The organism is Paenibacillus qinlingensis (assembly GCF_013204845.1).
Classification (GTDB): domain Bacteria; phylum Bacillota; class Bacilli; order Paenibacillales; family NBRC-103111; genus Paenibacillus_E; species Paenibacillus_E qinlingensis.
Genome location: NZ_JABMKY010000007.1, coordinates 95,756 through 110,934, shown reverse-complemented (window position 1 = coordinate 110,934; position 15,179 = coordinate 95,756). Strand labels below are relative to the sequence as shown.

Below are 15,179 nucleotides of genomic sequence, written 5' to 3'. Positions count from 1 at the left end.
CAAGGATTCCACTATGGCTTGAATAATATTCCAGAAATAGGTCCTAGTAACTCGAATATAGATGCAAAATGGGTAATGTAAAGTATCAAGAACACAAAATAAATAACTAATGAGTAAGACAAACTTCCATGCCAAATGATTTGAAGTGATTTCTCATCAATTATTTGCTTGATAGATCTTACCCCGTTTCTCAATAAGTTTACAATGTCACCATTTAGCAAGCCAACTCCCATTATTAAGGCTTGTATAGAGAGTGCATATCTTTTTTCTATATGTGCAACACTAATACTTAAAATGGTAAAAACAAAAGCTAAAACAATTAAGGAGTTTGGTGTAAAAAAAGAACTTAGCGTTTTACAATTCTTATATATTGATCGGAAGCAAATATAAACAAGCGTAGCTCCCAGTGTTAACATCGAAACACTTGGATCCAATCCATCAAAACTTATAGCTATTAAAAGTCTGTTACACCACCTCGAAATAAAATCTACTGGATGTTTTACTATCAATTTAATATATTCACTATTCGAATAGACCCCTCCGCCCTTTGGTAATAATTCAATTCTTTCATTTGCTTTATCACCATCTTTTTCCTTAATTATTGCCGTTCCTCTATTGTCAGGGATAACCGTTAAATCTGGGCCCATTGTCATACCCAATAATTTTGCGCTTAAGGCATATTGAGCCCATTGTTTGCTTGTGGCTAACCCTACCTTGCCCGGATATATCCTTTCAATAACCACATTTTGGAACTGAACCTCAACAAATTTTACTACTCCCAACCCAACTGTTAGTAATACTATACAAGTAATAGGCACTACTAAAAACTTACTACTTTCTCTAGAAATTATTTTGCTAAAATCTTTTTTAAAAATTATGATACAAGCGTAAATAAACAATAATATTGCAGCTACTCCATATTGTCCACTACCACCACTTGCTAATCCACAAGAAAGTCCTGCCAATATAAAATAAGCCAACTTATACTTCTTAGTAAAAGGTATATCTTGTATCAAAAATATAACACTAGTTCCCAAAACAAAATACGTAAAACTTGGCAAATCAATCATCAATTGTCTTAATGCACCAGAAGGTTGCCAAATGGTAAAAGCGATGGCTATAAATATAAATCGCATAACCAAGTTTATTTTCACTTTACATAGTTTCGAAACTATATACGGCATACCAATAGCAACCGAATAAGCAAATAACAACGAATAGTATACTTTAATCGGTATGAACTCATTAATATTTAGGTACCTAGAAAGTTCATACAGCCATACATATGGGAATACAGCTTGATATCCTTTATAAAGAACATAAGACTGGTATGTATAACTGTCGTAGTAAGTTGTAATCGTCTTCCAAATATCGCCTGCATCGCCACTCCAATCCACAAAACTTTCCAAATGAATTATATTCGCAAAAAGAAGTGTAAAAGCAAAAACAAAGGCAGCTGCCGCATGCCATGTTTTTCTTACGCTTAACATCATTATCAATCTCCCTAACTCAATTTTCGCAGTACGAGTCTTTCGATTCCATTTTGAAAACACTGCTTCCAAGATCATCTTCACGATTGTCTCTTGATACCATGGTTTCGGTGGTTACGATACTCCCTTTCTTAGCAATTGGCAGTAGCCGCAAGAGTTATGAATAACCGCGCCAAGCTTATCGTGCTATAGTTCTGACTTTTGGGAAATTGCTGTATCTACTCTGTCGACACTACCGTAAATTTGCTTCAATATAGATCCATGATTTTTCTCCGCATAATATAGTGATGATAATAATTGCAACAATATTATAAATACGATTTCTCATCCTTAGAAATTAATCTCTGCATCCTTCAGTAGTGGATGATTTTGATCCTTTCCGGAAAGAATTGGCTTCGATATAGGCCAATCAATACCCAGAGAAGGGTCATTCCAAAGAATACCCCGATCATGCTCAGGAGAATAATATTGATCGACCTTATACAAAACCTGAGTATTTGGCACAAGTGTACAAAACCCATGAGCAAAACCTCTTGGTATCAGAATTTGGCATTTGTTAGCTTCGCTAAGAATAACCCCTATCCATTGACCAAAAGTAGGCGAGTCCTTACGAATATCTACAGCTACATCGTAAATCTCCCCCGAAACTACGCGTACCAGCTTAGCTTGTGCTTTTGGATTTAACTGATAGTGAAGACCACGTAAACCTTCAGCTTCCACGGAATGTGAGTGATTATCTTGAATAAATGTAAAATCAATACCCAGATCAGCAAACTTCCGACTGTTATAGCTTTCCATAAAAAAGCCGCGATGGTCACAATGGACATCGGGCTCAACAATGTAAACTCCTTGGAGTTTCGTGGATCGGATTCTCATTAAAACACCTCTTAAAATTTAAACTTCCCAAATTCCTCTCCAAAGAACATATCTCTGGCTAATTCGTTCGCTTTCGCTAAAGAGGCGTGAGTACCTGCATCAGTCCACCAACTATGTAAAATATCGTAAGTTAGTTGATTTCTAGCGATGTATGCGTTATTTACATCTGTAATCTCTAGCTCACCACGACTTGAAGGTTTAAGTGTCTTAACAATATCAAAAACAGAGTTGTCATACATATAGATTCCTGTTACAGCATAATTACTTTTCGGATGAATAGGTTTTTCTACAATTGAGATAATTTTGTTATCAAGTAGCTCAGGAACACCGTACCTTTGCGGATCTTGAACTTCTTGAATGAGAATTTTTGCACCCCTTTGTTGAAATTTAAAATTGTTTACAAAGGGAACGATACTATTTTCAAATACATTATCACCCAGAATAACTACCATGTTATCATTACTTACAAAATGCTCTGCTAAATCCAATGCTTGAGCAATTCCACCAGCTTCATCTTGAACTTTATAAGTAAAAGTAACTCCTAATTCTCTCCCGCTGCCGAGTAAATTGACTACATCGCCCATGTGTTCTTTTCCAGTAATAATGAGAATATCGCAGATATCTGCTTGCTTCAGCTTTGCTATTGAGTGAAAAATCATTGGATACTTTCCAACAGGAAGAAGATGCTTATTCGTAACTTTTGTTAAGGGATATAATCGGGAACCAGTTCCACCCGCCAGGATAATACCTTTCATTTTTCACACTCCGCTTTTAAATTAATATATTTAGGAATTACTTACCGTGACTAAAAACAAAAGATATGTAATTACGAAATTAAGTCCTCTCGAAATTACATATCTAATTTTAATTGAAAAAGTGCCTTATGTACTAATTATTGATTAAATGATCTTTAATTAGCTCAAGAATTTCTGCAAAACTACTAACTTTCCTTAGAATAGCCTCATCGATTTTCAAGTTAAATTCTTCCTCAAAGGTGGTTAACAATGATGCTCTAGACAAAGAATCCCAATCGTCCAAACTGTCTAATTGAGTATCACTTGTTATTGTTCCATGTTCAACCATTACAATATCTTCAAATATTTTCGTAAATTCATTTACATTCATGACAATTGCCTCTTTTCATTTTATATTAGATTTAATTTAATTAGACATGCACTCCACGAATATCCCACACCAAAACCAACTAACACAGTGCGATCTCCATTTTTACACTTTCCTTCTTTATAATCCCTAATTAAAGCAATAGGAATCGTCGAAGAAACAGTGTTTCCACAATCGGCAAATTGAATAGAAAATTTATCTGAAGGAATTCCAATTTTCCGACGCAATGTTTCAAGCATATATTGGTTGGCCTGATGGAGAACAAAATAATTTACTTCATCTAAATTCATGTTGCTTTTTTCCAGAACACCTTGAATAGCTTTTGGAACTTCTTTCGATGCAAAATTAAATATCTCATTGCCGTTCATATACAAATTACTTCTAGATCTGAAATTACCGTATGCATCTTGAACTTCTTCAAATGAAGAGGAAGAAAAAGGTTCCTTTAATCCACCAGCATGAATGATTAAATGTTCAGCACCCTTACCATTAGTACCAAACACAAATGAACCAATGAATTCGTCGTCTTCATCAGTACTTGAAATCAATGTAGCTGATGCTGCATCCCCAAATAATAATTGAACATTTCTATCCTTAGGGTTTATATATTTACTATAAGTATCTGCCGTTAACAATATAATATTTTTGGCCTGACCTGTTTCTATCAATGCTTTAGCTAAGGATAAGCCATACACATAGCCAGAACAACCCAGATTAAAGTCTAAGGCCCCGCAGCTAGTTGGAAGTCCCAACCGTTCTTGCAGTAAACATGCCGTTGTAGGAAGGATATAATCAGGCGACTGGGTACAATATAATAAATAGTCAATATCTTTAGGCTCAATAATACCACGATTAAATAATTTATTAGCTGCATGAGCAGCTAAATCAGATGCAAATTCATCTGGTGCAGCAATATTTTTTGTATAAATCCCTATCTTACTTGTAATTCTATCGTTTGGATCGTTATAATCCTTACCTGAAGGAAGATAATAGTCAATGGCTTTAATGTAACTTTTCATCTAAAAAGCTTCCCCTTTCAGCAATATTATACTCTAGATAACGTGGAAGGTACTTTTGAGACAATTTTAGCAGGATTTCCTGCAACAATCACATTTTCAGGAACATCTTTCTTAACAACACTACCAGCCGCAACGATGCTACCCTTACCAATTTTCACTCCCGGTAGTATAACTGCACCGACGCCTAAAGAAACGTAATCTTCAATAACGGCTCCAAAAACATCATCGTTATAACCTTTTTTACCAAATAAATTATCATTAGCCATAGTAACTCCTACGCTAATAAATACATGATTACCAATCTTTACTCGACCAGTAATATGTGTGTTATCCATGATACGTGTATGATTTCCAATTTGTACATCGGTATTAATAGTAACGCATCTGCTAATTAAAACGCTATCGCCAAGCCTGACATTAGGCATTATTGAAGAATTATCACCTATTAGAGAATCTCTGCCTATTACTACATCTTCGTAAATAATTACATTACTGCAGATTGATACTTCATTGGATATGAGTGTTTCTTTTCTCTTTGAAATTTCCTTTTTCATAACCGAAGTCGGCGTAACACTTCTGCCGATTACTGAATGCTCACCTATTACTACATTACTACCAATTACTACATCTTTATAAATTATTGCATAGTCTCGGATTTCTACATTATCCCCAATATTATTACCATAAAGCTTAGCTGTATCGCAAATCATTGGTGTCCCTCCTCCTTCACGAACATATCAAACTGATATATATTCATCGATTGTTTAGTTTAGAGCACGTAAATAAATGAACCTTCTAATTACTCTCACAAGAAAATAATCTAAATTACAAACTAATAATTTAATTAATTGATATCGCGAATGCCTTATCATTGATTCTTTATATTGAAGCATTAACCAGCGTCTATAAAAAGGGGAAAGGAATTCTGTGTGTTGTAAAGATTCATATTGCATTATCATTATTCTATCTTTTTCCAAAATCGGATTAACTTTTTTATTAGTACTTATGCCACCTAAACGATATTTAACAGATACAATGCTTAATGAATGTATTTTAATCCCAGAGCGAGTCATCTTTAACCATGTTGGCCAGTCCTCTGTCAAGAGATAGCGTTCATCAAAACCACCAATTTTATGCAAGACTGATCTCTTTATGAATACTCCAACAGCACCAATCGCATTAAATCCACTTAAAGTCGCATATTGTCTTTTAGCTGATTTATTCCCCATGCTCTTCAAGTTACTTTGTGTTGGATAAAAACCTCTGAACTTAATTAAGTCTTGATCATACACTGCACAAAGTGTATTTACTACGTCCCATTTGTTATTTTGCATACTTGAGATTACATTCTCAACAATCATATAATTGAAAAATAAATCACCTGGAGAAATAAATTTAATATATTCGCCTTTTGATAAATTCACGGCAATATTAGCATTTTTCACAGTACCTACGTTGGCAATGTTTTGATGAATAATTACGTTTTTTATATTTATTTGTTTTGTTTTGTTTACATAAGTTCTAACTCTTTCAAGGTCAAAGCTATCGCTAGCATCATCACAAATAATAAGCTCTACACTAGGATATGTCTGAACTAATATTGAATCTAACGTTTCCCACAACATATCAATATTTTGGTACACCAAAACAATAATACTTAAATATGGCGATCTACTACCTGACTCAAAAACCATTACCGTCTCACCTTTTTAAAGTTCAAATCTGTTGACAGTAGTAACGACTTTTTCTATTTGCTGTTGCGTCATTCCAATAAATAAAGGGATACTTAGCTCAGACTCAGAAAGTTTTTCTGATACTGGAAAATCACCTTGTTTGTAGCCTGCATCTTTATATGCTTGCTGTAAATGTATCGGTATTGGGTAATGAACAAGAGTTTGTATTCCATTCATATCAAGGAAAGTTTGCAGCTCTTTTCGATACATAGTTTGAATTGCAAATACATGCCATACATGATTTCGATTTTCAATTACTTTTGGAAGCTTTATTAAATGATTGTTTATGTTTTTCAGATAAAAATCAGCAATTTGATTACGTTCAAAATTCCATTCATCTAGAAATCTTAGCTTTACTCTTAAGAACGCTGCTTGTAATTCATCCAGGCGAGAATTAGCACCTTTTTGATTATGATGATATCTTACTGACGAACCGTAATTTACATATTCGCGTATATAACTAGCCAGTTTAGCGTCATTGGTGACTACAGCGCCGCCATCTCCTAATGCTCCTAGATTCTTGCCTGGATAAAAACTGAAGGTAGCTGCATCTGCAAGCGAGCCTACTTTTTTATTGTTATATAAAGCTCCGTGGGCTTGAGCAGCATCCTCGATTAACTTTAAATTATATTTTTTTGACAAAACTGATAATTCTTCCATATCAGATGCTTGTCCATATAGTTGAACAGCAATTATCGCTTTTGTTTTTGATGTAATTAATTTTTCTATTTGTGTTGGATCAATATTAAAACTATCGGGCAACGCATCACAAAGTACAGGTGTAGCACCTGCATAATTAACGGCAAGTGCAGTAGCAATAAAAGTATTAGCTGGCAAGATTACTTCATCTCCTTGGCCTATTCCAAATCCTTTTAATACTGCAACAATTGCGTCCAACCCATTACCGCAGCCCACACAATAGCTTGTCGAACAATAATCAGCCCATTCTATTTCAAACTGTCTACATTGTTCTCCATTAATAAACCAATCTTTATTTAATACATCGTTATAGGCTTTATCCAATTCTGGTCTTAGTCTTTCATGCATATATTTCACTGTTGCGTAAGGAATATTCAATGGTTCCACTCCTAACTACGATAAGGATTTGTTGTAATAAAATGATCATAATTTCTTATATAATCGGATTCATCATAAGGTTGAGATGCTAAAACAAGTAGGGTGCTTCCCTTCGAAAAATCATACATTTCCCGCCATATATTAGGTCCGATATATAATCCTTCACCAGGATTATCTAGTTTGTATACCACTTCCTCATCCGGTGTCTTTAGTCGCACTTTAATGGAACCACCTAAAGCAATGAGTACTTGGTGAAGTCTTTTATGAGAATGAAACCCTCTAACTACTTCACTTTGTACATCGTAAATATAATAAACTCGTTTAATTTCAAATGGAATATCAATCCCACCTTCAATGGGGTTGAGTTTACCATACAGATCATTAAATAATTTAAATCGGATAATTCCTGTATTATACATAATTATCTCCTACATAATTATTTATTTAAGTAAGCTTAGTATCTTTCGATACATATATAAAATAACTATAACACCTAGAATGGATACTCCAGAGTATGCTAAAACTTCCCTCATAGTGGACAAAGAAAATCCAAAAAGAATATCCCAATCAAGTGGATACATTACAAAACAAAGAAAAGCAAGTCCACTTAATTTTTTAAGTGAAAAATTTGCAATTTCTTGCAAATTAATTCTAAGCTTGTAAAAAAAAGAAAACTTAGATATTATTTTAGCTTTAGCTTTATTTAAAAAAATTCGCATTACAGTTAATATTAATTCTTTATCCTTACTATTCAAAACAGCAATAGCTTTTCCAATTTTCGATTTATTCCTAACAGTAAAATCTTTGAAATACTTTAGCTTAATGGCTACTAATTCAGTTCTAATTCTTGTCTTAGCATCGTCATTTAAAAATGTTATATCAGTCATTTCTGTAAGAGCTTTCATGGTATCAAGTAAGTATAATCGTGTACTTTCTGACGAATACCTTGTATTACCATGACTTATACCACCATCTCTATGTTTTAACATTGGAAAGCCTAAATATTTGACAGGTGTCCCCCTATTCAATGCTTTGACATAAAAAGGAACGTCTTCGATTAGAGTATAATTTTCATCATAATAACCATATTTATCTAAGTATGCCCTCGGTGCTAGCGTTGAAGTTGAAAAAAAATAACGTTTGCATAACTCATTCAATAATTCTTTTGTAGTACATGAATATAAAAAAGGTTCATCTTTTTCTTCTGGGTAGTAAAAAAGAACCTTATCTAATTTTTCATCCATCATTAATGCTTTTCCTACCGCAAGACATTCTTCTGAATGTTCTTCATAGAAATCGACATATTTTTGTACTACATCCTCTGAATAAATGGCATCATCTCCTGCAATCAAAAGGTAATATTTACCGGAAGACATTTTAACTGCTTTATTAACGTTTTTTACAGTTCCAATATTGGTTTCATTATTATTTATAACGAAATTATTAATATTAGGGGTTTTATTCATTCTTAGATATTCATCTAACTCAGGCGAATTAAAATCCTTTGAGCCATCATTACTAATAACAAGTTCAATATTACTATAAGTCTGCGACAAACATGAATTAATACACTCATGTATGTATTTATAATTATTATACGTCAAAATAACAATACTTACTAATGGTGAATTCATAAAGGCACCCCTAAGCTATTCGATTATAGTCTCCAACTATAATCATCCTGTTTAATCATTTTAAATATATTTTTAGCAAAATAATAAAGCTCATAATCAAGTTCGTTAAATAACATCAACTTATTCCTGGTATTGTTACTAAGATTTTCAAATTTTATATTTTGCATATATTGTGGTGGCTCATGTTTAAAAATAATATCATCTGTTATATTAGATCTAGGAAAAGTTGTATTATTATATCCCATATTTTTTGATAGTATATGAATGGAAGCTTCTATTTCCTCAAAAATACCAATAAAATTAAATTTTCTTAAATTAATTTTTGCAAGTTCCAAGTCATCTATATTAGCTCTTTCCTTGTACAAAAACCACATTGGATTTTTGCTCGCAAAAGTTTTTGTTTGGATATTATCATAAATTTCAATAAATTCTTCAAATGATATTTTTTTAATCGTAAATAAGTAATAAATTGACTCTGGAAGATGGCTGTATTTAGCTATTCCACCATCAATATAATAATTAATTTTTACTAGGAAATTATAACAAGAAATAATTCTTAAAGCAGGTTCTCTTAAAAAAGTAACCATAGCATGCTCAAAATACTTCTCTTTGAAGAGATTACTAACTTCTTGAGCTAATTCAAAGTTAAAATGCCCCGAAATGAATTTATACCTGGATGCTATTTCATTCAAATTATTAGTAAATGTAACATTCTCATATCCCCCTTTATCTTGAGGTGTTCCAAATTTATAAGCACATTTAAAATAATTCTCTTCATCATCATAAAATTGACCTAAATAATCGCATAAGCTCGTGCCTGCCGATTTTGGAATATGTAGGAAAATAATAGGTTTAGTCATTTATGACCCTTTCAGCTTCAATGATGTAAAGTACATTTTTGGATGTATATGCGATTTTTGAATAACCTAACTTTTCAATAAAGTATTCAACATATTCATTGTTATCATCAATCAAATTACTTTTGTCATATATTATCAGTTTAGGCTTTAAATTATTGTAATCTATTTCATTTGACCATGCATAAAAATTAGAATCAACATTTAAAATATCAATTTCAATACCACCATTAATTTCGGCTGACAAACTTTCAAAATCCCCTATGTATTTGTCGCGTTCTCTAATTTTATTTTCCTTCAACATAAAACCATTAGAACCCCTTTTATAAAGGTAAAAAGTATTACTAGTTAAACTACCACCACTTGATAAATCCATATATATTAATTCACTAATTTCTTTCTTCATTAACATTAATACATAAGAACATAAAATGCTTTCTTCAGCATTATCTAATTTTAAATAATCGTCGTAATTTTTATAGCGTTCATTTATTTTCCATATCTTATTTTCAATTTCATACAGCAAATCATTATAGTAATCATTTTGTTTCAATACATTTTCCACTGTATTTTTTAAAGAGCTTTCAGACAAATGGATTTTTTCATTTAATGTTTGTATGTTTTTTTCTAAATGCTGATTTTTTTTACATACTGTTTTATTCTCTTCATTCACAATATTTTCAAGAAAATTTAATTTCTCATGTACTAATTGTAGCTGACTTCCCAGAAATTGAACTTTTTCAGTATTTACTTGTAATTGATTTTCCAAATATTTAATTTTTCCATTATTTACTTGTAATTGTTTTTCCAGAAATCGGTTTTTTTCATTTGTTACTTGTAAATTATTTTCTAGAGATTGGTTTTTTTCATTTGTTACTTGTAAATTATTTTCTAGAGATTGGTTTTTTTCATTTGTTATATTCAAAATAATAGGTTTTAAACCCCAAATAATCATTTTTTTTAAGAAATCCCTAACAAATGCCATATAATCTCCTTACCTAGAATTTTAGCTTTCCTTATATTTTCTCATTATTTCAGACGTGTTCCCTATTTCTTTCATCTTCCCCTCTTCTAACCAAATAACACGGTTACAAAGCTCCTCAATCTGCTCTTTTGAGTGTGACACAATAACAACTGTTGTACCATCTGTAAAAAGTTCTTCAATACGCTTCTTACTTTTTTCTTGAAATTTATAATCCCCAACAGAAAGTACTTCATCGACAATTAAAATATCTGGTTTTATCGCTGTTGCAATTGAGAAAGCCAGCCTGGCAATCATACCGGAAGAATAGTTTTTAATCGGTACATCAATAAATTTCCCAAGCTCTGAAAATGCAGCCACTTCATCAAACATCTCTTTCATATATGGGCGTGAATAGCCTAAAACCGCACCATTTAAAAACACATTTTCACGACCTGTTAAATCAAAATTGAATCCTGCACCTAATTCAATAAGCGGGGCTATAGCCCCATTGATTTTCACTTTACCTGTTGTTGGTTTTAGTACTCCTGCTATAATCTTTAACAATGTACTTTTCCCAGCTCCATTAAGACCTATTAAACCGAAGACTTCGCCTTTTTTTATACTGAATGAAATATCTTCTAATGCCTTAAATTCTTCATAAAACAATTGCCCCTTTAACATCCTTACAAAGTACTCTTTTAAACTGTCTACTTTTTCAGTACTTATGTTGTACAGCATCGAAACATTTTGAATATCAATTGCTATATTTGATTCCATGATCAAACCTCTTTTTTTATATATGTAGAATGAATCGATCTTGTTTTTTAAAGAATAGAAATACACCTAATAATAAAGAAACAAGCCCTATAGATAGACATGTAACATGACTCATCAGCGAGGGTACCTGCCCGTAAATTACTATATCCCTGAACATTTGCAAGAAGTACGCAATAGGATTCGCATCTACAATAAACTTAACTTCTTCTGGAATGATAGAAGCGGGATAAAAGATTGGTGTAAAATACATCCAAGCTGTAAGTAATAATTCATATAAATAATTTAAATCCCTGAAAAACACTGAATAGGCGGCAACAATCAAACCAATACCTATTGAAAATAAAAATAAATATAGAATTGGCAATGGAAACAATAAAATAGAATAGTTTATTTTCACTCCTGTAAATATCATAACCATAAACAAAGCAACTAATGAAAACGCGGTATTGACCAAGCCAGATACACCTTTAGAAATAGGGAAAATATATTTCGGCACATATACTTTTTTAATTAATCCAGCATTATTCATAATCGAAGTTAGGGCAGAACTAGTTACTTGGGAGTATATATCCCAGACGATTCTTCCCGTAAATACATATACTGCAAAATTTTCTATACTACTTTTAAAAACCGATGAAAATACGATTGTCAAAATAATCATCATCATTAGGGGTTGTAAGACACTCCATAGAATCCCTAAAAAAGAGCGTCGATATTTAATTTTCAAATCATTAACAACTAACTCATAAAGTAAATATCTGTATTTCATAAAATTTTCTATATATGATTTCATAAAGTTTTTAAACCGCCTCCCAATCCTTCACAATTTTTCGATGCACTCATTGACCCTGACACTCCGCTTTGTCCGTTGAAATTGTTTCATAGCCGATTAAATTCTGTGCACTGATTTAAAAGTACATTTCTCAAACCAATAAAACCTCATTAATTTTAACAACATAGATGTAATTTGAAATAATGAATGTATGTTATATAATATACCAAAGAATCAAAACATTAGTTATTATGAAGGAGACTATCTGGAATGAGTGCAAGTAAGAATGCCTACGCGGCTTCGCGTGCAAAATCGAATGGAACGATAACGACGGATAAAAGCTCTGTCATCTTTTGGGTATTGGCTGTGTTTACGGGCTTATTTATGTTCTGGGCACCTTTTCAGAGGGCGCTGTTTAATGGCGGTACATCTGAGTTTGAGAGAAGCATTTACTCCGCTTCCGTGTGGTCCTCCATCATCCTTTTACTTGTTGCTATTCTAGCGTTATTTGTGTTTAAGCTTCAAGAAAAGAAAGATTTACTTACTATTCTAGTTTTCATCATGCCGCTTACGTATGTTATCTCGTTGTCGAACTCGGCATCTCACTATTTGGCAACAAATATGGTTTACATCCAAATGCTGTATGCAACTTTCTTCATTTTAGGTGTATTTTTGACAAAAAACAAGCTTGGCGTGTCGATAGTTAGCCAATTATTCATGATCTCTGGATATTTCATCGTGTTATTTGGACTTTTGTACTGGTTAGGCAATAAAACCTTCGCAGGACACCTTGTCGGATGGTTTGCGCTCATGGATGGAGTCGATGCAAATCTGTACCGCGATGCAATCATGACAGATTCCAACGGACTACGTTTAACCTCAGTCTTCCAGTATGCCAATACGTACGCAGCTTTTTTAATTACAATAACGCTTAGTTCTTTATTCTTCATCATTAAATCTCGTAAATGGTATGTAGTTCTCATTCATGCATTTTTATTGATTCCAACTATCATCTCTTTCTGGCTGACCTTATCACGTGGGGCCATTGTCGTAATCCCAGTGGTATTCCTCATCATGATGTTCTTCTTCCGAATGAGTCGCCAGATCTTAGCTCTAGTTCAACTTGGACTAGCGTTCGGCACTTCCCTAATTATTTTAGAAAAGGTAACGGATATTGGCATCGGGCTACAAAAGCAACCTAGTGCTTCAGAATCTTGGCATGGTTGGTGGATTCTGTTACTCGCTTCCTTAGTTTTTGCTGGACTGTCCGTCGCTATTCAACGCTTTGGTGAGCCATGGTTGGAGCGCATAACAGCTCGATTTGATGCTAAGAAGTATGCAACATTTATTCTTCCGATCGCAGCTGTCCTGATTGGTGTGGTTGGAGCTATTCTTATTCTAAGTGATACTGGGTTTAAAAACATTCTTCCTGAGAATGTCAAAACTCGTGTTGAGAATATTAATTTCCAGCAGCACAGTGTGTTGGAGCGTGGAACGTTTTATAAAGATGCTGTTAAGCTATGGTCCGACTATCCGATCATTGGTGCTGGTGGCGGAGCTTGGGCTTCCCTTTATGAAAAATATCAAAACAATCCATACACAAGTCGTCAAGCCCATAACTTTGCTCTGCAATATTTGGTTGAAGCCGGTGCGCTTGGTTTCCTAGCTTTTATCGGATTTGTCATTGCCGTTAGTTGGATCTATATCCGGAGTTACATTCGAAGTTCTCAGGAAAAGAGAGATCTGCACTTCCTATTTTTCATTATCATGACTTCCCTGTTAGTCCACAGTATGATTGACTTTGATTTGAGTTATGTCTACTTAGGTGCGATTCTATTCCTTGCTCTAGGCGGTATGTTGAGCAACAGCTCATCAGGCGAGCTGCGGTTGAAGTCAAAATCAGCCCTTATTCATAAGATATTCCCTGCAAGCATTGCGGTACTGTCGCTTGTGATGTTCTTCATCTCAGCTCAGCTTCTTTCAGCCAACAGTTCCTACAAGCAAACTATTGAAGTTATAAAAACAAGTAAAGATTACAATCAGATTGTGAAGCCTCTTGACAAAGCCATTTCGTTGCATCCTAGTCATCCGGATTATTTGTTAACAGGTCAAGTGAGTCGAATTGGACTTCTCCTTCAAGTTTATAGCCAAATGCAGAAGGAAAACCCGAATGATCCTACGAAGAGTGAGCCATTTTTCAATCAAGCCCAAGACTTAATGAGTCAGCTTTTGAAAAAAGAGCCTCATAACCGCGTCGTGGCCATGCAGCAGCTAAACATGCTTCTCATCAAAGGGAATAAACAAGGGGCTTTGGAATGGTCAAACGCTCAAATTCCAAACTATCCTTGGTATATGGATATGTATGAGAAGAGTATTTCACTGAATATTGAGCTAGCAGGAGAAGCGAATGCCAAAGGCAACGCACAAGAGTTCAACTCGAAATTAGAGAATGCTCTTGCTACGTATAACGAAGTTCTTGCGCGTATTGATTCCCTGAAAAACTTACCGAAAGAACAAATGCAAGGACGTGAATTCGCAGTCACTCCATCGATGGCACTCAATATTGGCCAAATTAGCTATATGCGTGGTGATTTTAAAGGTGCTATCGCGCTGATTCAACCACATATAACTGAGAACATGGATGATCAGGTGAACCGTCTAATAATCCGCTGGTATCTGGCCATCTTGCAGAAACAAGGTACCCCAGATCAAGCGTTAATGAACAAGTTAATTGCGAAGGATCCAGCTGAGAAGCAGAATATTGATGCGATTGTTGCAACTGTTTTTCCAGCTAAATAGAGAGGGTGCCACAGGGATGTGGCACTTTTTTTGTCCCTATAAAGCAAAAAAAGGCTACA

15 protein-coding genes are annotated in these 15,179 nt (G+C 33.8%); 1 reads left to right on the top strand and 14 read right to left on the bottom strand.

Features of this window, described 5'->3' with window-relative positions:
* Positions 1 to 11: 11 nt before the first annotated feature.
* The 14 genes from HQN88_RS15225 to HQN88_RS15160 all read right to left on the bottom strand — a co-directional run bounded on the left by HQN88_RS15225 (position 12) and on the right by HQN88_RS15160 (position 12,342).
* Positions 12 to 1,493 carry a hypothetical protein gene (locus HQN88_RS15225; RefSeq protein WP_173113374.1) on the bottom strand — a complete coding sequence of 494 codons (1,482 nt, stop codon included), beginning with the start codon at positions 1,491 to 1,493 and terminating at the stop codon, positions 12 to 14.
* 327 nt (positions 1,494 to 1,820) lie between these two features.
* On the bottom strand, positions 1,821 to 2,366 hold the full coding sequence (gene rfbC / locus HQN88_RS15220; protein ID WP_173113371.1) for a dTDP-4-dehydrorhamnose 3,5-epimerase: 546 nt from the start codon (positions 2,364 to 2,366) through the stop codon (positions 1,821 to 1,823).
* 11 nt (positions 2,367 to 2,377) lie between these two features.
* Complete coding sequence (locus HQN88_RS15215; protein WP_173113369.1) at positions 2,378 to 3,121, bottom strand: sugar phosphate nucleotidyltransferase; 744 nt, start codon at positions 3,119 to 3,121, stop codon at positions 2,378 to 2,380.
* Between the two features lie 133 nt (positions 3,122 to 3,254).
* Positions 3,255 to 3,491, bottom strand: a complete 237-nt coding sequence (locus HQN88_RS15210; protein WP_173113366.1) for an acyl carrier protein — start codon at positions 3,489 to 3,491, stop codon at positions 3,255 to 3,257.
* 20 nt (positions 3,492 to 3,511) lie between these two features.
* On the bottom strand, positions 3,512 to 4,507 hold the full coding sequence (locus HQN88_RS15205) for a ketoacyl-ACP synthase III (RefSeq protein WP_173113363.1): 996 nt from the start codon (positions 4,505 to 4,507) through the stop codon (positions 3,512 to 3,514).
* Between the two features lie 26 nt (positions 4,508 to 4,533).
* Complete coding sequence (locus HQN88_RS15200; protein WP_173113360.1) at positions 4,534 to 5,217, bottom strand: acyltransferase; 684 nt, start codon at positions 5,215 to 5,217, stop codon at positions 4,534 to 4,536.
* Positions 5,218 to 5,271: 54 nt separating this feature from the next.
* Positions 5,272 to 6,201, bottom strand: coding sequence for a glycosyltransferase family 2 protein (locus HQN88_RS15195; RefSeq protein ID WP_173113357.1), 930 nt, complete (start codon positions 6,199 to 6,201; stop codon positions 5,272 to 5,274).
* Positions 6,202 to 6,216: 15 nt separating this feature from the next.
* Entirely contained in the window at positions 6,217 to 7,317 is a 1,101-nt protein-coding gene (locus HQN88_RS15190) for a DegT/DnrJ/EryC1/StrS family aminotransferase (RefSeq protein ID WP_173113354.1), read from the bottom strand.
* Positions 7,318 to 7,328: 11 nt separating this feature from the next.
* Positions 7,329 to 7,736: a sugar 3,4-ketoisomerase gene (locus HQN88_RS15185; protein WP_173113351.1), complete on the bottom strand. Its 408-nt coding sequence runs from the start codon at positions 7,734 to 7,736 to the stop codon at positions 7,329 to 7,331.
* A 21-nt stretch (positions 7,737 to 7,757) separates the two neighbouring features.
* Positions 7,758 to 8,951 (bottom strand): glycosyltransferase, encoded by a 1,194-nt coding sequence (locus HQN88_RS15180; protein WP_173113348.1) that lies wholly within the window; start codon positions 8,949 to 8,951, stop codon positions 7,758 to 7,760.
* A 23-nt stretch (positions 8,952 to 8,974) separates the two neighbouring features.
* Positions 8,975 to 9,811 (bottom strand): sulfotransferase family 2 domain-containing protein, encoded by an 837-nt coding sequence (locus tag HQN88_RS15175; RefSeq protein WP_173113345.1) that lies wholly within the window; start codon positions 9,809 to 9,811, stop codon positions 8,975 to 8,977.
* The gene (locus HQN88_RS15170; protein ID WP_173113341.1) at positions 9,804 to 10,793 is read right to left on the bottom strand and encodes a hypothetical protein; all 990 of its coding nucleotides are present in this window, start codon (positions 10,791 to 10,793) and stop codon (positions 9,804 to 9,806) included. The genes HQN88_RS15175 and HQN88_RS15170 overlap by 8 nt, the downstream gene beginning before the upstream one ends.
* Before the next feature lie 21 nt (positions 10,794 to 10,814).
* On the bottom strand, positions 10,815 to 11,549 hold the full coding sequence (locus HQN88_RS15165) for an ABC transporter ATP-binding protein (protein WP_173113338.1): 735 nt from the start codon (positions 11,547 to 11,549) through the stop codon (positions 10,815 to 10,817).
* Positions 11,550 to 11,565: 16 nt separating this feature from the next.
* Positions 11,566 to 12,342 (bottom strand): ABC transporter permease, encoded by a 777-nt coding sequence (locus tag HQN88_RS15160; RefSeq protein WP_173113335.1) that lies wholly within the window; start codon positions 12,340 to 12,342, stop codon positions 11,566 to 11,568.
* 249 nt (positions 12,343 to 12,591) lie between these two features.
* On the opposite strand from HQN88_RS15160, the gene HQN88_RS15155 reads away from it, so the two are divergent.
* On the top strand, positions 12,592 to 15,120 hold the full coding sequence (locus HQN88_RS15155) for an O-antigen ligase family protein (protein ID WP_173113333.1): 2,529 nt from the start codon (positions 12,592 to 12,594) through the stop codon (positions 15,118 to 15,120).
* The last annotated feature ends 59 nt before the right edge of the window (positions 15,121 to 15,179 follow it).